General features: G+C 51.2%; 18 protein-coding genes. 10 read left to right on the forward strand and 8 right to left on the reverse strand.

The features are described from left to right. Positions 1–38 precede the first annotated feature (38 nt). Complete coding sequence (locus O4H49_RS06040) at positions 39–1,196, forward strand: amidohydrolase (RefSeq protein WP_269422540.1); 1,158 nt, start codon at positions 39–41, stop codon at positions 1,194–1,196. 75 nt (positions 1,197–1,271) lie between these two features. Here the strand turns inward: O4H49_RS06040 and O4H49_RS06045 are convergent, their stop codons facing one another. Beyond that, positions 1,272–2,414 (reverse strand): PLP-dependent aspartate aminotransferase family protein, encoded by a 1,143-nt coding sequence (locus O4H49_RS06045; RefSeq protein ID WP_331283741.1) that lies wholly within the window; start codon positions 2,412–2,414, stop codon positions 1,272–1,274. Positions 2,415–2,812: 398 nt separating this feature from the next. Between O4H49_RS06045 and O4H49_RS06050 the strand changes: the two genes are divergently transcribed. Continuing rightward, positions 2,813–3,298 carry a hypothetical protein gene (locus O4H49_RS06050; RefSeq protein WP_269422541.1) on the forward strand — a complete coding sequence of 162 codons (486 nt, stop codon included), beginning with the start codon at positions 2,813–2,815 and terminating at the stop codon, positions 3,296–3,298. A gap of 123 nt (positions 3,299–3,421) precedes the next feature. Here the strand turns inward: O4H49_RS06050 and gatB are convergent, their stop codons facing one another. From gatB to O4H49_RS06080, 6 genes are all read right to left on the reverse strand, one after another. After that, entirely contained in the window at positions 3,422–4,876 is a 1,455-nt protein-coding gene (gene gatB, locus O4H49_RS06055; protein ID WP_269422542.1) for an Asp-tRNA(Asn)/Glu-tRNA(Gln) amidotransferase subunit GatB, read from the reverse strand. A 1-nt stretch (position 4,877) separates the two neighbouring features. Further along, on the reverse strand, positions 4,878–6,359 hold the full coding sequence (gatA, locus tag O4H49_RS06060) for an Asp-tRNA(Asn)/Glu-tRNA(Gln) amidotransferase subunit GatA (RefSeq protein ID WP_269422543.1): 1,482 nt from the start codon (positions 6,357–6,359) through the stop codon (positions 4,878–4,880). Next, positions 6,359–6,646, reverse strand: coding sequence for an Asp-tRNA(Asn)/Glu-tRNA(Gln) amidotransferase subunit GatC (gatC, locus tag O4H49_RS06065; protein WP_269422544.1), 288 nt, complete (start codon positions 6,644–6,646; stop codon positions 6,359–6,361). The genes gatA and gatC overlap by 1 nt, the downstream gene beginning before the upstream one ends. 252 nt (positions 6,647–6,898) lie before the next feature. Continuing rightward, on the reverse strand, positions 6,899–7,339 hold the full coding sequence (locus O4H49_RS06070) for a YbaN family protein (protein ID WP_269422545.1): 441 nt from the start codon (positions 7,337–7,339) through the stop codon (positions 6,899–6,901). 376 nt (positions 7,340–7,715) lie between these two features. Next, positions 7,716–7,964, reverse strand: a complete 249-nt coding sequence (locus tag O4H49_RS06075; RefSeq protein ID WP_269422546.1) for a hypothetical protein — start codon at positions 7,962–7,964, stop codon at positions 7,716–7,718. A gap of 123 nt (positions 7,965–8,087) precedes the next feature. Continuing rightward, a complete protein-coding gene (locus O4H49_RS06080; protein WP_269422547.1) occupies positions 8,088–8,786 on the reverse strand; it encodes an NnrU family protein in 699 nt (232 codons plus the stop codon). 296 nt (positions 8,787–9,082) lie between these two features. On the opposite strand from O4H49_RS06080, the gene ruvX reads away from it, so the two are divergent. From ruvX to O4H49_RS06095, 3 genes are all read left to right on the forward strand, one after another. Then, positions 9,083–9,565, forward strand: coding sequence for a Holliday junction resolvase RuvX (gene ruvX, locus O4H49_RS06085; protein WP_269422548.1), 483 nt, complete (start codon positions 9,083–9,085; stop codon positions 9,563–9,565). A gap of 216 nt (positions 9,566–9,781) precedes the next feature. Further along, the gene (locus O4H49_RS06090) at positions 9,782–9,982 is read left to right on the forward strand and encodes a PLD nuclease N-terminal domain-containing protein (RefSeq protein ID WP_269422549.1); all 201 of its coding nucleotides are present in this window, start codon (positions 9,782–9,784) and stop codon (positions 9,980–9,982) included. A 170-nt stretch (positions 9,983–10,152) separates the two neighbouring features. Further along, positions 10,153–10,332: a PLDc N-terminal domain-containing protein gene (locus O4H49_RS06095; protein WP_269422550.1), complete on the forward strand. Its 180-nt coding sequence runs from the start codon at positions 10,153–10,155 to the stop codon at positions 10,330–10,332. Positions 10,333–10,370: 38 nt separating this feature from the next. Here the strand turns inward: O4H49_RS06095 and O4H49_RS06100 are convergent, their stop codons facing one another. Continuing rightward, entirely contained in the window at positions 10,371–12,635 is a 2,265-nt protein-coding gene (locus O4H49_RS06100; RefSeq protein ID WP_269422551.1) for a GAF domain-containing sensor histidine kinase, read from the reverse strand. Positions 12,636–12,938: 303 nt separating this feature from the next. Here O4H49_RS06100 and O4H49_RS06105 point away from each other — a divergent pair, with 303 nt between their 5' ends. From O4H49_RS06105 to dprA, 5 genes are all read left to right on the forward strand, one after another. Beyond that, positions 12,939–14,180, forward strand: a complete 1,242-nt coding sequence (locus tag O4H49_RS06105) for a CaiB/BaiF CoA transferase family protein (protein ID WP_269422552.1) — start codon at positions 12,939–12,941, stop codon at positions 14,178–14,180. A 110-nt stretch (positions 14,181–14,290) separates the two neighbouring features. Beyond that, entirely contained in the window at positions 14,291–15,265 is a 975-nt protein-coding gene (locus tag O4H49_RS06110) for an aspartate carbamoyltransferase catalytic subunit (RefSeq protein ID WP_269422553.1), read from the forward strand. Further along, positions 15,262–16,578, forward strand: coding sequence for a dihydroorotase (locus O4H49_RS06115; protein ID WP_269422554.1), 1,317 nt, complete (start codon positions 15,262–15,264; stop codon positions 16,576–16,578). Before O4H49_RS06110 ends, O4H49_RS06115 begins: the two co-directional genes overlap by 4 nt. A 36-nt stretch (positions 16,579–16,614) precedes the next feature. Beyond that, positions 16,615–17,229, forward strand: a complete 615-nt coding sequence (gene plsY / locus O4H49_RS06120; RefSeq protein ID WP_269422555.1) for a glycerol-3-phosphate 1-O-acyltransferase PlsY — start codon at positions 16,615–16,617, stop codon at positions 17,227–17,229. Between the two features lie 91 nt (positions 17,230–17,320). Then, on the forward strand, positions 17,321–18,508 hold the full coding sequence (gene dprA, locus O4H49_RS06125; protein WP_331283743.1) for a DNA-processing protein DprA: 1,188 nt from the start codon (positions 17,321–17,323) through the stop codon (positions 18,506–18,508). Positions 18,509–18,599 lie beyond the last annotated feature (91 nt).

Here is an 18,599-nt window from a genome sequence, read left to right on the forward strand (position 1 = left end):
CCCTGTAGCGGCCTCTTTTCACCAGAGAGAATTGCATCATGCTGCTGGATAACGAGACTCACACCCAACTGGTCACACTGCGGCAAGACCTCCATCGTCACCCGGAGATCTCCGGTCACGAACAAGCAACCAGTGACCGTATAGCCACATTTCTGGAAAATCATGCCCCGGACGAGCTTCACCGCAATCTGGGTGGTTATGGTGTAGCAGCCGTCTATAAAGGCAAGGTTCCCGGCCCCGGCGTTCTGATCCGTTGTGAACTTGATGCCCTGCCGATTGAAGAGTTGAACACAGCTCCCTACAGGTCAACAATAGCAGGGAAAGGCCATCTTTGCGGCCATGATGGACACATGACCATGGTTGCAGGGCTTGCTGCTTTGCTCCAACGCAGCCGGCCAGCCATAGGACGGGTCATTCTCCTTTTCCAACCTGCCGAGGAAACCGGTGCCGGCGCAAAAGCAGTCATCGAAGATCCGGCCTTTGCAGCGCTCAAGCCGGATTATGCTTTCGCTCTGCACAACCTGCCCGGTATGCCCCTTCATCACGTTGGTCTGAAATCCGGACCTTTTAACTGCGCGTCACAGGGTCTCTGGATCACCCTGACCGGAAAAACATCACATGCTTCCAATCCCGAAGACGGACAAAGCCCTGCCTTGGCCATGTGTGACTTGATAAAAGCCTTTACGCTTTTGCCACAGGATCACGACTTTAAGGGCGAATTCGCATTGGTTACCATAGTCCATGCCCGGCTTGGCGAAGAAGCTTTCGGCATTGCCCCGGGTTTTGCCAAGCTCATGGTGACCCTGCGCAGCGAAACCGACCAGATCATGCAGCTGTTGCAAGAAAAGTCACGACATCTGATAGAACAGATTAGCAAAGATCACCAACTCGAAACAGCCTTTGGGTATGACGACATCTTTGCTGCTTCTACCAATGACCCGGATGCCAGTGAACAACTCCTGCAAGTCTTTGAGGCCGAAGAAATCAAGCATCACCCCATGACATCCCCCATGCGCTGGTCAGAAGATTTTGGCCAGTTCGGTCAGATTTGCAAAAGCGCCATGTTCACCCTGGGATCAGGTCTTTCCCAGCCCCAACTTCACAATCCCGATTTTGATTTCCCGGATGAATTGATCGAGACCGGCTGTCGGATTTTTCATCGGGTAATCCGGAATATCCTCGGTCCAAGCAACTAGGTAAAAAGACGTCCAACATCTAAATTTATGAGGCCGGATTTGCTGAAAAAATCTGCAAAACAGGCCCCATATAAATCAGCCTTTGATTGCCTGCTCCAGATCCTCAATCAAATCCTGTACCGCTTCAATACCGATTGAGAACCGCAAAAGGTCATCAGGAACAGGACTGCCTTCTCCTTCAACCAGCGCCCTGTGTTCAACCAGGCTTTCAACACCTCCCAGAGATGTCGCCCGGACAAAGCGCTTGAGCCGCCCCATAATTTGCGCAGTCTGCTCTCTTCCACCATCAAAACGGATCGACAACATCCCGCCAAAACCACCGGACATCTGCTTCACTGCGGTTTCGTGATTGGGATGGGAAACCAGACCAGGGTAAAGCACCTCCAGCACCCCCGGGTAATCGGCGAAATGCCGGGCAATTTCCATCGCGTTATAACAGGCACGCTCAACCCGGATATGCATTGTCCGCATTCCCCGCAGCAATAGCCAGCTCTCGAACGGGCCAAGAATTCCGCCCTGTTGCGCCCGTATCTTGCACAGACGTTCCCAACGTGTATCCTGTTTTGCCGTGATCACAGCCCCTGCCACAACATCGCTGTGACCGTTCAGATACTTCGTTGCCGAATGAAAGACATAATCAGCCCCCAGCTCAAGCGGGCGGGTCAACAGCGGGGTGGAAACAGTGGAATCAGTAACCAGTTGCGCCCCCACTGAATGCGCGAGTTCTGCTGCCTTGGCAATATCCACAACCTCCCAGGTTGGGTTGGCAGGCGTTTCGACCCAGAGAAGATGCGTCGGTGAAGCATGCACCACCTGCGCCATATCCACCTCATCACAGGGATCATAGAAAGCAAGCTCGATACCCCAATCCTGACAAAAAGAAATCAGCCAAGCGCGAAGCGACCAGTACATCACCTTTGGTGCAACGATCCGCTCGCCCGGACGAAGGGTCTGGACCAAAGCTGTCGCGGCGGCCATACCAGAGGCAAAAAGTTTGCAGGCTTCACCGCTTTCCAATTCACAGATCACGGCCTCGACCATCTCGGCATTCACGCTCTGATCGCGGGCATAGATCCGGTTGGCATCATAAAGCGCCCCCTGCTCATCCCGGGCAAAGGTTGTGGACGGTTGTATCGGGGGAACCACAGAACCTGTTGCCTTGTCCAGATAATGCCCCGCTTGTGCCAGAATCGTCTCGGCTTTGTTCTTCTTTCCCATGATGTCCTGTCCTCAAGGTCGATTGTTGTCAGGATCTTAGGGGGGAACAGTCTGCTTGAAAATCTCTTTTCCAGATTTGATCAAAAACTGTTATTCAATAATATACCTTTATCAACTCAAACGGGTTCGCAGGTGCCTTTCCTTCGAGCAAGGCTAAAATTCGTGGCATGACCGACACAAATGATTGGACAACTGTTTTTTCTTGACCAGGCGACACTCAAAGCAGTGCTACAGGTTTCCCCGGTAACATCTTCCCTGATTTAATTATATCTTAGAATTCCTCTCTTTTAGACAGCAACAGAAGATAACTTTAAGCAAATAATAACGCCTCCCTCCTAAACTGGCACCCGGAACGCAAGACTCGTTCCCTTGATCTTCGCGACAGAAGAAGCAGAAACGTGCAACAAAACCAGTACGAAGTCGTAGAATACTACCCCGTTTCCAACGAGGATCTGCTCGTTGGCGCGTGCAATAAACTGTTGCTCAGATGGTGGTTGTCTTTTGCTCCCGAGATGCCCAGAAAAACAGATTTTGATATTCTTGATCACATTTCAATCGCCCCCGACATATTCCTCATAAAGTGCCTGGACGAGAATTCTTTTCAATTCAGGGTACATGGTGAAAATGCGAATTCTATTTTCAGAGACGAGGTCGGACGAATAATAACGACAGATGGCCCCTCGACGACGACAAAAGAAATCGAGGAGCTACGGCTCGCTCACTACTATCAGGGAATAATGAGAAACCCGGTCTGTATAAAGAACCTTGGAAACCTTCACTGTCAGAACAGGAAATATACCAGGTTCGAATCACTGGATTGCCCTCTTTTAGATGAAAACAAGGCGGTTACCCATATCATCGGCACCATCTCGCCCCTCTTCTGAAGACAGTTACTTGTCTTACGCCTGTCCCCCGGAATTCCTGTCATTCGACAGCAGATTACAAACCGGGGAGACACAAAAAAGGGAGCCCAGGGCTCCCTTTTCTAATAACCGGCTATTGGTTACCTATTCAGCCAATTTCTTTTTCAGCAGTGCGTTAACCATTCCCGGATTGGCTTTACCACCTGTGGCTTTCATGGTCTGTCCGACAAACCAGCCGATCAGTCTTTCATTGCCACCTTTGTAGCCTTCAACCTGTCCCGGGTTATTGGCAATAATCTCGTCAATCGCCGCTTCAATCGCACTGGTATCAGAGATCTGTTTCAAGCCTTTTTCCTCAACGATGACATCAGCGTCTTTACCGCTTTCCCACATCGCTTCAAAAACTTCCTTGGCCGTACGACCGGAAATCGTATCGTCGGAAATCAGACCGATCAGCCCACCAAGCTGTTGCGCCGTTACCGGGCTTGCATCAAGGGACAACCCACTTTTGTTCAAGGCACCAAAATAGTCGCCCATCACCCAGTTCGCAGCCAGCTTGGCATCGCGTCCCTCGGCAACAGCTTCATAAAAAGCTGCCCGATCCCGATCAGCAACCAGAATACCGGCATCATAGGCGGAAAGACCAAAATCCTTGATAAACCGGGCTTTCTTTTCATCCGGCAACTCGGGAATGGTTTTTTTGATTTCCTCGACCCAGGCGGGATCAAGAACCAGTGGCAGCAGATCCGGATCAGGGAAATAGCGATAATCATGCGCTTCTTCTTTGCTCCGCATCGACCGGGTTGTTCCAGTACTTGGATCAAACAGGCGCGTCTCCTGAACGATCTTTTCTCCGTCTTCAATCAGTTTGATCTGACGCTTGGCTTCAAATTCAATTGACTGTTGAACAAAGCGGATCGAGTTGACGTTTTTGGTCTCGGTACGGGTGCCCAGCTCTTCACCGGGTTTCCGTACAGAAACGTTTACATCCGCACGCATGGAGCCTTCGTCCATATTGCCGTCACAGGTTCCAAGATAACGAAGGATCGACCGCAACTTGCGCAGATAGGCACCGGCCTCTTCAGGCGACCGCAGATCCGGGCGTGACACGATTTCCATCAAGGCAACACCTGAACGGTTCAGGTCAATATAAGACTGGGTCGGATGCTGGTCATGGATCGATTTTCCAGCATCCTGTTCCAGATGCATACGCTCGATCCCGACATCGCGGGTCTCCCCTCCGTCCAGATCCAGTGTAATAATCCCTTCACCAACAATTGGTTCCAGAAACTGGGAAATCTGATATCCCTGCGGCAGATCAGCATAGAAATAGTTCTTGCGTTCAAAAACCGACTTCATGTTGATTTTTGCACGCAGACCAAGCCCCGTACGGACACCCTGGGCAACCACTTCCTTGTTCAGGACAGGCAACATGCCCGGCATGGCAGCATCAACCAGGGACACCTGGTGGTTTGGCTCGGCGCCAAAAGCCGTTGCCGCACCGGAAAAGAGTTTGGAGTTGGAAATGACCTGGGCATGAACTTCCAGCCCGATAACCACTTCCCACTCGCCGGTATTTCCTTTAATCCGATAGCTCATCTTACTTACCTCCAGCGATCAACTGCGGCAAAGCCGAGAACCCGGCGGCCTGTTCCATAACACCTGCAACACGCAGCAGAGTTTCTTCGTCAAAAGCACGGCCCAAAAGCTGCAGCCCCAGAGGAGTGCCTTCACTGGAAAGCCCCGAAGGAATGGAAATGCCGGGCAAACCAGCCAGACTTGCCGGAACTGTGAAGACGTCATTGAGATACATGGCAATCGGATCGTCCATTTTCTCGCCAATACCAAACGCCGGGCTTGGGGCCGTAGGTGTCAGGATCACATCGACGCTTTCATAGGCTTTTTTGAAATCATTGGCGATCAGGGTGCGAACCTGACGGGCTTTGTTGTAATAGGCATCATAATATCCGGCGGACAGAACATAGGTCCCGATCAGGATACGGCGTTTGACCTCATCCCCGAAACCGGCTGCGCGGGTATTTTCATACATGTCATCAAGGCTCCGGCCTTCGACCCGCTGGCCATAACGCACACCGTCATAACGGGCGAGGTTCGAAGAACATTCTGCCGGCGCAATGATGTAATAGGTCGGCAAGGCATACTTCGTATGCGGCAAGCTGATTTCTACAGGCTCTGCACCAGCGGCTCTCAGCCATTCGATCCCCTGTTCCCAGGCCTTTTCGATTTCCACAGGCGTTCCGTCAATGCGGTATTCTCTTGGGATACCAACTTTCAAGCCACGAATATCACCTGTCAATGCGTCCTGATAGCGGGGAACCGGCAGGTTCACAGATGTGGAATCCTTGGCGTCGTACCCAGCCATCGCTTCAAGCATAATCGCGGCATCGCGTACAGAACGGGTCATGGGACCAGCCTGATCAAGCGAAGAGGCGAAGGCAATCACCCCCCAGCGGGAGCACCGGCCATAAGTCGGCTTGAGACCAACAATCCCGGAAAAGGCTGCGGGCTGGCGGATGGAACCACCGGTGTCAGTGCCCGTCGCCGCCATCGCAGCGCGTGCAGCAACCGTTGCCGCAGACCCACCGGAAGAACCACCAGGTGTCAGCTCGGCTGAACTGCCTTCCCGCTGCCAGGGGTTGATCACATTGCCGAAGTGGGACGTAATATTCGCAGATCCCATGGCGAACTGGTCAAGGTTGCTCTTGCCCAACATCACTGCCCCGGCATTCCAGAGATTGCCGGATACGGTCGATTCATAGGTCGGGACAAAACCCTCGAGAATATGTGAGGCAGCTGTGGTCTGGGTCCCTTCTGTACAGAAAAGATCCTTCATCGCGATCGGAATCCCCTCCATCACGCCGGCTTCACCAGATGCCCGACGTTTGTCAGACGCATCGGCCTGCTTGAGGGCGATTTCAGGAGTTTCAACGATATAGGCGTTCAGTCCACGTGTCTCTTCCACGGCTTTAACGTGGGCTTCAGTCAACTCGCGAGCTGTGAAGTCGCCCTTTTCCATACCAGCCAGGGCATCAGCGATAGTCAGATGTGTCAGGTTGCTCATTATTCAACCACCTTTGGAACAGCGTAGAACCCATGGGCAGATTCAGGGGCATTTTTTGTTACCCGATCCACATAGCCCCCGTCATTAACAACGTCTTCTCGCAGAGGCTGGGTCATTTCAACGACTGAGGTCATTGGCTCAACACCGGATGTGTCCAGCTCTGAAAGCTGTTCAACCCAGCCCAGGATCTGATTCAATTCCCCGGAAAGGGCTTCTTGCTGCGCTTCATCAACCCGGATACGTGCCAGCTTGGCAATTTTCGCTACCGTTTTTTTGTCGACAGACATGCTCGGTTCCAATCTTTTGTGGATATCGAAAGTCTCGTTAAATAAATTCGTGCGGAAAGTAGCATCGGCCTGCCTGTGCTGCAACGCCCAGCACACGCATTTTTGCGCATTTTAAATGATTATCGGCTGTTTTAGTAACTTGGATAAAAAAGCAATCGGTTTGCTGTCCCCAAAAGATGGAGGCCCAGCACTTCCTTCCGAGAAGAAAGCAGCGATAACAGGCACAATTTATTACGATTGAAGGCTGTAGCCTCACTCGACAGGATCAAGATCGCCTTTCCCTGGCTTGTCACTGGGACAGGAAAGTATAAAGCAGGCGATCAACAGGAAACAAACACCGATCAAAGCCAGCCCCCACAGCGGCACCAGCCCCTTATAGGCCACCAGAAGAAAGCTTGCTGTCATCATGCCGATCGCCAGAAGCTTGGCCTTTCGCGGAATCATACGGTAACGATCCCAATTCTGAACCAGTGGCCCGAGAAAACGGTGAGAATACAGCCAGTTATGAAAGCGCTTGGAGGAAAGAGAGAAAGCCCAGAGAGCCACCAGCAGGAACGGCGTGGTCGGCAAAAGAGGCAAGATCAGACCGATTACCCCTAACAGAACACAAAAACAGCCAAAAGCCATTAACAGAATGCGGCGGAACCCGAGCTTCTCTTCTTCGCGGTCTCCGGTATTCTCAGTTTGTAGCATACAGATGAAGGGCCTATGTCAAAGAGGTGTTGAACGAAAGATCAAGAATAGACAAAAGCAGTTAAGAACCTGCATCAAAATATGCGATTCTCACCGACATCATCATTCTCGGGGGAAGAATTGCATTCCCCCTCTCTCAGGGCAAGAAGACACAATCGCACAGCAGCTGAACTGTCTGAAATTTTCCCCGTGACAGGTGGATTATCCCCCCGCAGACCTTTGATCTCTGCCGAAGATATTTACCAGAAAAAATTCTCGGGTAAATATCTCTATTGAAAAATATCCCTCGTCTTATGGGAACAACAGTTGCCAACCTCAAAACTGAAAAGGCCAAAACGGATAGCCTGTGCTTGTTCTGAATGGCACTCGGACCAGGCTAGATTTTTCTGCAGTAGAGATAGTGCGTAATCATTTCGTGAAAAGACACCAGTTCCTCATCGGACAACTTGTAATACTGGGTACCATCGGGGTGAGAGAATCTGGTCACAAAACTAATGCCATCCTCCTGTTGGAGCAATATCACAGTAAAATCCTCATTAATGGAATAGGCCTCGCGGAGATCGCCATATTTTGCTTTCAGCCGCAAGCGTTCGATCGGACCAACCTTACATTCTTCAAGCATCATCTCTCACCCAAGAGACCTGAGTCTCTGTCCTGTGTGGCTACCAAAGAAAAATACCACCCATGGCGAGAATATCAAAGACCTATCGCAACCAATGAATTTTAAAATTATCTAAAAGACCGCAAATTATTCAAAAAATCCGGAAAGAGGAGAAACACCCACCACAAAAGGATGCAACCATATGACCAGCAGATAAAACCCAGATCCTGTAATAACGGCCCAAACATCCATCCATACAAATCGACAATTCCCCCCTTTAAACAATCCCCAAAATGGCAGGTTGGAGGTATTCTCGGTTAATGTCCGCCAGGCAGTTTCTCCAAGCAATTTTTTCTTTCTTCGGTCAACAATAAACATCCCTCCCAGTGAGAGCAGCAGCAGACCACCAAAAAACATCACCGCGGCAAGATCCCCGTTTACCAGAAGATGAGCGCCCGACCAGAGAGCAAAGCCCCACAATGCCGGATGACGGACAATCCCGACAAAACCGGCCCGATCCGCGCGATACCCCCCTGCAGGGCCAATCGAGACCGGGTTCGGTCGTAAAAAACCGGCAAAAAACAATACAGAAGCTGGAAGCATTAAATAAGCTGTGGCCCGGGCAGCCCAGAATTCATAAGGCCAGAGTTCAACGTAAGGCGCACTCCAGACAGTCTGTAATAACCAGACAATCACCAGTAACGATAACAGCGAATACCCGAGATAATATCCACGTTTGCCAAACAGACTGATCAGACGCTGCTTTACCGGGCGCATCGGGGGAATGGAATGCAGGCACAGAAAAATGGCGAAAGCCGCCACAAGCTCACCAAAACCACCAAACATACTTTTCCCCTTATCTTACCAAATCAGCGTCCATCACAACCCGTTGCAGAGAACAGATCACGGGCCAGCCCGACAAACCGTAATTTTACCACCCGCTCCTTCTATCTCTTATCCGACAGTCTTTGCCCAGATGACAGACTGTCGCGTGGCAGCCAGCCCACAAACCTTTTATTGCCCTGGCTTCATACAAAGGGTATGTGGCAAAGGGTATGTGGATTTTTAAATTTCGCTACACTACTTTATCCTCTGGCTTTCCGGCTAACATAGCCTCTGACAACCTGCACTGTGAGTAAAAGTTGCAAGATATCGATCTTTATGACTTGCCTGAACTTCTAGACAGCAACCATCGCCTGCTTGGTCTCGATCCGGGAAGCAAGACAATTGGCATGGCTGTCTCTGATCGGGATTACAAAGTCGCCTCACCTATCGGCACAATTCTTCGCAGCAAATTCAAAGCTGATGCAGCTAAATTGAAAGAGATCTGTGAAGAAAGAAATATTGGGGCTCTTGTTATGGGCTTACCGGTCAATATGGATGGTACAGAAGGTCCCCGCTGCCAATCCGTTCGAACACTTGCAGAAAATCTGCACAAAATAGCAGGATTCACCATACCGATCGTCTTTTGGGATGAGCGCCTGTCCACATCCGCTGTCGAACGGTTCCTGATCGGTGAGGCAGATATGACCCGAAAACGTCGTTCGGAAGTAGTCGATAAAGCCGCAGCAGCCTATATCCTCCAGGGCGCCCTGGATGCTCTTCAAAGAAGATCTGATCGCTGATCTGCTCTGGTTCTCCCACTCCGTATTGATCGGGGTTGATCGGGGCTCCCTATGCCCAAAAAGGATATAATTCCTCAACACTTTTCATATTTCTGCAGAAAATCCGTATTAATACGAATGTTTACATTCCCGCGATCCGTGTATCTTGTCCCTAATGAGTTAATTTGAACCTGCCGTTCCAAGATTAACGGTTCGACAATACCAAGGGAAAGATTTATGTTCAGCCTGGAAACCGCCAGTATCATAGGGGCAATCACCCTTGCGGCCTCGCTATGGGCTATTGCCAAGATCCTCTATAGCGAGGAAGGCAGAACTGTCAAAACTCTCTGGATTGCCACCGTCGTCCTTCTCCCGCTTCTGGGTTTTGTTTTTTGGTATTTTGTCGGCCCCAGGGAACAGATCTCTCACCATCCCTAGAATGAAACCGGCCGATTATTCCTCGACCTCCGCCAGAACATCTTTTCCTCACGAGAAAAACTCCCCTGTGGAAAATAAATGATCCGTAATCATACGAATGTCAGGGCGTCATTCTTTAGGATAGTCTTACCCTCTGTCCAACGACACCACACACAACGTCAGGAAACACCATGCCAGGTATAGAAACCGGAGGAGTCTTTGGTCTCCTCGTACTCATCGCTGATATTTGGGCTATTGTAAAAATTTTCCAGAGTACGGCTTCAACCGGCGTTAAGGTACTCTGGATCGCTCTGGTCCTGCTGCTTCCTCTCCTCGGCCTCATTATCTGGTACTTTATGGGTCCGAAATAAAACTGCCTGAACTTCTGATTGAGACCTGTCTTGCAACTTTACGTGAGATCAACCTGCGGTATCATTGTCGAAGACAGAGAGGGTGCCAGTATGGTTTGCCCCCCTGTCTCCATAGTATTTGTTTCTGGTATACCTGCCTCATGATTAGGCACACCAGGCCAATATAGAGAAACCCTGGTCCCCTTGCCGATCTGACTTTCAATTTCCAGTCTGCCGCCATGGAGCGCGGTCAGATTTTTGGAAATATAAAGCCCCAACCCGGACCCCCCGTAACTTTTGCTGATAGAACTGTCACCCTGATAGAAAACCTGGCCGATTTTCTCCAGATGCTCCTCTGCTATCCCGACACCTGAATCCTTGATCACAACCCGCACTTCCTCGTCGCCATTGCCTTCGCTGTATAACCGGACACTACTGGCTGCAGGGGAAAATTTGATAGCATTCGAAAGCAGATTGATCAGAACCTGTTTGAGAGCGCGGGGATCAGCCAGCACCGGCAGAATTTGAAATTCTGACTGATAGAGAAGACTGATATCACATTCACTCGCCCGCTCTGACAGCAACTTTATTACTGACCTGAGAACTTCGTTTAAATCAGTAACCTCAGGGGAAATATGATAACTGCGCGCCTCGATCTTCGATATATCGAGAATATCTGAGATCAGACTTAACAAATGGCTGCCGCTTTCATGTATATCTTCCGCATAGTCTCTGTATTTGGGTGGGGAAATCTCTCCTCCCAACTCTTTACGAATTATATCCGAGAACCCGATAATCGCATTCAATGGCGTCCTCAACTCATGGCTCATATTTGCCAGAAATTCTGACTTCGCCCGATTGGCTGCCACAGCTTCATCCTTTGCCCGGATCAGATCCTTTTCAACCAGTCGCCGTTCTCCGCGCTCAAACATAAGCGATAAAAGACTGGATACAGATTCAACAAAGGAAATCTCTTCAACCGGCCACTGCTCGGACAGACTCTTTCGTTCGATACTGAGAACACCTTTCAAACGATCCTGCTGGAAAATACCCGCATCGAGGGAATTGATACCTTCAACAGTTCCAACCGCCATATCTGTCAGCTTCCCTCCCAGACCCCGTCGGGAAAAAGAACTCGCCATAACGACCCGTTCTTCCAAAAGAGTTTGGAAAAGCTGTTCACAACCAGCCTCCTTCATATGGACTGACGGCGGGCTATATTCTCCTGGGTCCAGCAGATAACGATTGTGGCAGACCATCTCCTCTCCGCTTTCCGACCTGAGCCAGATACTGGCATGAGAAGCCTGAAGAGCTTTACAGAGGACAACTGTGGTCAACCTGAGCATTGCCTCGCCATCGCTGCTTTCTTTCAAACTTTCCTGTACAAGGAGCTTGAGAGCCTGGGCCTGTCGTTCCAGCTTCTCCTGCTTGACCGCCCGGACAGAGCTGTCATCAGACAAAAGGCTGATCACCCGATGGCCACGTTTGACAATCAGCCATAACAGCAAAGCAACAGCCGCAAGCACGGTAATGATCCAGAAAGCACTTTCTTCGAAAAGCTTGCTACCGGTTAATTCCTGCTGCCAGTCAAGAGTGCCGACAGGTTTCCCCGAGCGGCTTTTTACTTCGAACCCGTTTATCGGTTCGACTTCAGCAGCAGGAGAGGAAAACTGTAGCTGACTTAACCCAAGAAACCGTGTCAAAGCATTGATCCGGTTAAAATCAATCTCCCGGATAAGCAGCAGATAACCTTTTGAGATATGCTCAGAGGATAAATCTGGTTCATAACTGTCTGGATGTATGCGTCCCAGAGACAGGGAAAACAGCTTTTCCTGCCATACAAAAAAACTACCCGCTGTAGCCGTTTCCGGCCCACGTTTCTCGACCCTTGAAACCAGGAACGACACTTCCTTTAACAACTCGGGTGCCAGGACTTCATTGACCAGATCTTCCAACGCCCTCCCTCGAGCCTCATAAAGGTAGAGGGTTTCAAGCTCCTGCCCCAGTAACAAGACCCCGCTCAACTCGCTTTTATCAGCAAAGGAAGAGCCTAAATGTTCTTCCGCCCACCCGAGATCTGCAGGATTAAGAATCTGATGAAATGTCTGGTCACTGTAACTGTTCTCATTTGTCAGGTAGACCAGTTCATCAAGGTCCTGCTGTAAATAATGTTCAATCAGAGCAGAATAATTGTCTGAAATCACCTCATCCTGTCTGTCAGCAGCAAACCAGAGAATGCCGAGTGTCAGGGCGATTGTCAGGCTGATTGCAGCTGCTATTTGTCCATAGAGACCATAAACAATAAATCGACGCTGCTTGTTCATACATTCCAACCCTGACTATAATATGAGAATGATAATCCATCTCACAAAAAAATAATCAAGTTCAAAAAGTCCTGATTTAATAACTGGATGACATTATATTGTCCCGTACAGTCGGTAAGCCCACACCCTCCTCACCGTCAGATTGTTGGTGCGGGCGGCAAAAAAGGCGGGAGCACAAAATGGGGATAATATCTCAGCTCCCATTGCATGATCCCCTTGCTATTTACTACACTTGCCAATGTATAGATTCACCCCAGATTTGATCACCCGCGGCTCTCTACCAAGAACATGACAGGATAACGTATGACCAGTTCCAGCGGACCTCTTTCCGGCCTTCGTGTTTTTGACCTTTCCCGCATTATGGCCGGGCCAAGCTGTACCCAGATGCTTGGTGACATGGGGGCAGATGTTATCAAGGTAGAGCGACCCGGCGAGGGTGATGACACCCGTAAATGGGGACCGCCGTTTGTGAAAAACAAAGCCGGACAAGATACCAGTGAGAGTGCCTATTATCTTTCCGCAAACCGCAACAAGCGGTCAGTCAGCCTCGACATTTCCCAGCCGGAAGGGCAAAAGCTTGCAAGACAGCTGATCAGCCAATGCGACATCCTGGTGGAAAATTTCAAAGTCGGTGGTCTGGCAAAATATGGCCTGTCTTATGAAAACCTCAAGGATGAGTTTCCACAGCTGATCTACTGTTCGATCACAGGATTTGGACAGACTGGCCCCTATGCACCGCAGGCAGGCTATGATTTTCTGATTCAGGGCATGGGCGGCATTATGAGCCTGACGGGCGAGCCGGAAGGCCAGCCCATGAAGGTCGGTGTCGCTATTGTTGACCTTATGTGTGGCATGTACGCCAGCAACGCTATTCTCGCCGCCCTGCATCACAGGAACATGACCGGTGGCAGCAAATCAGGCGAAGGCCAGTATATTGATGTATCCCTTTTTGATACCCAGATCGCCTGGCTCGCCAATCAGGGGCTCTATTACCTGACTTCAGGCGAACTCCCGCCACGTCTGGGCAACGGTCACCCCAATATTGTTCCCTATAACGTTGTCCCTTCCAGCGATGGCCATTTTATCCTGGCCATCGGCAATGACGGACAATATCGCAAATTTTGCGACTTTGCAGGCTGCCCTGAACTGATCGAGGATAATCGTTTCAGCACCAACCAGAACCGCATCAGAAACCGGGATGACCTCTACCCGCTCATCGGCGAAGTCACCAAAACCCGCTCCTCTGCCGACTGGATCAAGAACCTACCGCCACTTGGTGTGCCCTGTGGTCCTGTCAACGATATGAAGGGGACTTTTGATCATCCACAAACCACAGCCCGCGAGATGAAGATCTCCATGCCCCATCCCGAGGCAGCGAGCGGCTCCGTTGACCTTATCGGCAGCCCGATGAAATTCTCGCGAACTCCCGTCGATTACCGCCAGGCCCCACCCTGTATGGGTGAACATACAGAGGAGGTTCTCGAAGAGCTGCTTCAGTTGGGCGGAGAACAACTCTCTGCATTAAGGAAAAACAATACCGTATAAACGCAAGCAACTGTCCTGATAAAACCGAAGCTTGTAATATTACAAAGATCAGAGCGAATCCCATTAGACAGATTGCATCAAAGCATCATCAATGACATATTGCCGCTTTAATGACGACATATGCTGAAACGATCGCTGCTGGCCTCAATGGTCACGGGCACCTGCTAGGTATAGAGGGCCTGAGAGCTGATCAGATTTCCTATCTGCTTAACCTGGCCGATGGCTACGTTGACCAGAACCGCGCCGTAAAAAAAACCACCGATCTTCTCAGTGGTCGTACGGTGATTAATCTCTTTTTCGAGAATTCTACCAGAACCCTGACGTCTTTTGAGCTTGCCGCCAAACGTCTGGGGGCTGATGTGATCAACATGCTGGTTGCCTCCAGCTCGATCAAAAAAGGCGAGACCCTGATTGATACCGCCATGACGCTCAATGCCATGCATCCCGATGTCATGGTTGTGCGCCATTCAGATTCCGGCGCGGTCAAGCTGCTGTCAGAAAAGGTCAATGGCTCGGTTATCAATGCTGGCGATGGCAGCCATGAACATCCGACCCAGGCCCTTCTGGATGCCCTGACCATCCGCCGACGCAAAGGCGACCTCTATGGGCTTCGCGTTGCGATTTGCGGGGACATTGCCCACAGCCGGGTTGCCCGCTCCAACATTCACCTGCTCAACACCATGGGCGCAGAAGTCCGCCTGATTGCCCCGCCAACCCTGTTGCCAGCCGCCGTCGAACGTATGGGCGTCGAGACCTTCCACAACATGAAGGAAGGACTTGAGGGCTGCGATATCGTCATGATGCTCCGCCTGCAGCTCGAACGGATGCAGGGAAGTTTTGTTCCTTCCATCCGGGAATACTTCCGCTATTTTGGCCTCGACCAGGAAAAACTCGCTATGGCCAAACCTGATGCGCTTGTGATGCATCCCGGCCCCATGAACCGCGGCGTGGAAATTGATAGTGAGCTGGCGGATGATCTTGATCGCTCCCTGATCAGAACCCAGGTGGAAATGGGGGTTGCCGTACGTATGGCCTGCCTGCATGCCCTGACTCAGGGCACCCTCAACGAGGAGCCCGCAGCATGAGCAAACAGGACAGAGATACAAAGCGCGCGTTTATCAATGCCCGTTTACTTGATCCCTCGACAGGTCTGGACGTCAAAGGCGCACTTTTAAGCGAAGGCGAAAAAATCGCCGACCTCGGCCCGCAGCTTTTCAAGGGTGGGGTCCCGTCGGGAATAGAGGTTATTGATTGTCATGGTCAATGCCTGGCCCCCGGATTGCTGGATATGCGCGTACACCTGCGTGAGCCGGGTGAAGAGCACAAGGAAACGATTGTCACGGCCGGACAGGCGGCTGCAGCCGGTGGTATCACCTCCATCGCCGCCTTGCCAGATTCCTCCTCGGTTCTTGATGATGTCGCCGCCGTGGAATACGTTGCCCGCCGTGCCCGTGAAGCCAAGATGGTCAAGGTTTATCCTTACGGCGCGATTACCCGAAATCTTGAAGGCAAAGAACTGACCGAGTTTGGCCTGCTGACAGAATTTGGGGCCGTTGCCTTTACCGACAGCACAAAAGCCCTCGCCAATGCCCAGACCATGCGCCGGGCCCTGAGCTATGCAAAAACCTTTAATGCCCTGATTGTCCAGCACCCGGAAGAACCGACACTTGCGGGCGGGGTGATGAATGGGGGCGAGATTGCCACCCGTATGGGTTTGTCTGGCATTCCCGTCCATGCCGAGATCATCATGGTCGAACGCGATATCCGTCTGGTAGAAATGACCGGAGGGCGCTATCACGCCGCACACATTTCCACAGCGGGTGCCATCGACGTTATCCGTCAGGCAAAAAAACGTGGCCTTTCTGTCACCTGTGATACGGCCCCTCATTATTTCTGCCTGAATGAGAATTCGGTGCTTGATTACCGCACCTTTGCCAAGGTCTCGCCCCCTCTGCGCTCTGAGTCGGACCGTGAAGCGGTTTTTGCCGGACTTGCGGATGGAACGATTGATGCCATTGCCAGCGACCACAGCCCGCATGACCAGGACTCAAAGCGCCTGCCCTTTGCGCAGGCTGAATTTGGTATCGTCGGTCTGGAAACACTCTTCCCTCTGGCCTTGCAGCTCTATCACAAAAAAGCCTTAAGCCTTTTGGAAACACTGGCTCTTGTCACTTGCAAGCCTGCAAAAATTCTGGGGATTGCAGCAGGGACACTTGCCGTTGGCAGTCCAGCAGACCTGGTTATCTTCAATCCTGACAGTCCGTTTTTTATCGACCCGGAGAAATTCCGCAGCAAATCCAAGAACTCACCTTTCACCGGTTTTCCGGCCCAGGGGAAAGTCCTGCGTACTGTTGTGGATGGCCGGACAATCTATGACCGTGCAACAGATCAGAACTGACAACAAGAGCCGATACAGCCTTAAGGAACCCTACTCATGCCTGATCCCATTTCCTGGAGTCATGCCGCCCCCTATCTGATTGCCGCTTTTTTCGGCAGTTATTTACTCGGGTCGGTGCCTTTCGGGCTGGTAATTACCCGGCTTTTTGGGCTTGGTGACATTCGCAAAATAGGTTCGGGCAACATTGGTGCAACCAATGTCCTTCGCACTGGTCGCAAGGGGCTGGCACTGGCGACCCTGATTTGTGACAGCGGCAAGGGCGCTCTCGCCGTTCTCCTTGCCGCCCTCTGGGGCCCGGATCTGGCATTGATCGCCGCTCTTGGTTCTGTTCTGGGACATCTCTTTCCGGTTTGGCTGAAATTCAAGGGAGGCAAAGGAGTAGCCACAACACTCGGTGTTGTTCTTGCTCTTTCCTGGCAGGTCGGTCTTGTCGCCTGTCTGACCTGGCTCGTCACGGCTCTGCTTTTCAGGATCTCGTCCCTTGCTGCCCTGCTTGCCATGCTTGCCACCCCCATAGCAGTCTGGTTCTTGCACGGTGACCTTCAGATGGTAGAATTGACGGCGCTTCTGGCCCTCATTGTATGGGCAAGGCACCATCAGAATATTTCCCGACTTCTCAAGGGCCAGGAACCCCGTATCGGAAAAAAATAACCCCGTTTTACAGAGGTATACCCCAGAGTGAAATGTGGCCACTCTTGTGCAGGACTTGACTAATCTGTGCATTACCTCCCAAATGATGAGCATGTCATACGGTGTTACACCCCCGTCAACACTAGAAGAAAAAATTGAATGGCTGCAGCTCATTCGCTCTTCGAATGTTGGCCCGATCACCTTTTACAAGCTGCTTCAGTATTACGGCTCGGCCCGCAATGCTCTTGGAGCCCTTCCTTCCCTCACCAGCTCCGGGAAGAGCAAGATCCATATTTTCCCCAAAAAAGAGGCTGAAAAAGAACTCAGGGCATTAGAGAAGTTTGGTGCTCAGCTGATTGCACGCGGCGAGGAACACTATCCCCCCCTTCTGGCACACATAGACGATGCCCCCCCTCTGCTACAGGTCGTCGGTAACCTTGCCTATTTAAAAAAACGAACCGTCGCCATAGTTGGCGCCCGCAACGCTTCAGCCAATGGCCGGAACATTGCTCAGGATCTGGCAAGAGAACTGGGACGCTCGGGTTTTCTGATTGCTTCAGGCATGGCCAAGGGAATAGATACAGCCGCCCATGAAGGGGCACTTGAAACAGGAACCATCGCCGCTGTTGCTGGCGGCCTTGATATTATCTATCCACGCGAGAACATGAAACTTTATCAGGCCATTCGTGATCAAGGCGTCATGGTTTCAGAAATGCCTCTCGGCAGTGAACCGCAGGCCAGACACTTTCCCCGCCGCAATCGTATTGTCTCCGGGATAAGCCGTGGTGTTGTTGTGATCGAAGCGTCTCTTAAATCCGGCTCGATGATCACGGCCCGGTTGTCCCAGGAACAGGGACGCGAAACACTTGCTGTTCCCGGAAGTCCGCTTGACCCCCGCAGCAAAGGCGGAAACCAGCTGATCAAACAAGGTGCCACCCTGGTTGAAACCGCCCTGGATGTTATAGAGGCACTGGAAAGACCATTCGACCCGCCAGACATCTCTCGAATACCGCCAGCAGCACAGGAAATTTTTCTGCCCCGTATTATCCCGGAGCCGCTGACAAAATCCACGTCAGGGGAACTGCCTGCTCTTGCCGCAGAAAAGAAAAATCTGTCCTCTGCTGACGATGATGCTCGACTTTATGTAAAAGAATTGTTAGGTCCTAGCGCGGTATGTGTTGACGATCTGCTCCGGCAGAGCCGATTGTCACCCGCAGAGTTGAACAGTATCTTGCTTGAGTTTGAGCTGGCAGGGCTGGTTGAATGGCAACCCGGAAACCGGGTCGCCCTGATTTCATGAGTATTTTTTGCTTTCGGATAATCCAGCCATTCGAACAGCAGATACCTTACGTCAGCAGACTGTTGACGGTATTATAAAAAATTAATGTAGG

This window comes from Kiloniella laminariae (genome assembly GCF_027214005.1).
In the GTDB taxonomy this organism is placed as follows: Bacteria; Pseudomonadota; Alphaproteobacteria; order Kiloniellales; family Kiloniellaceae; genus Kiloniella; species Kiloniella laminariae_A.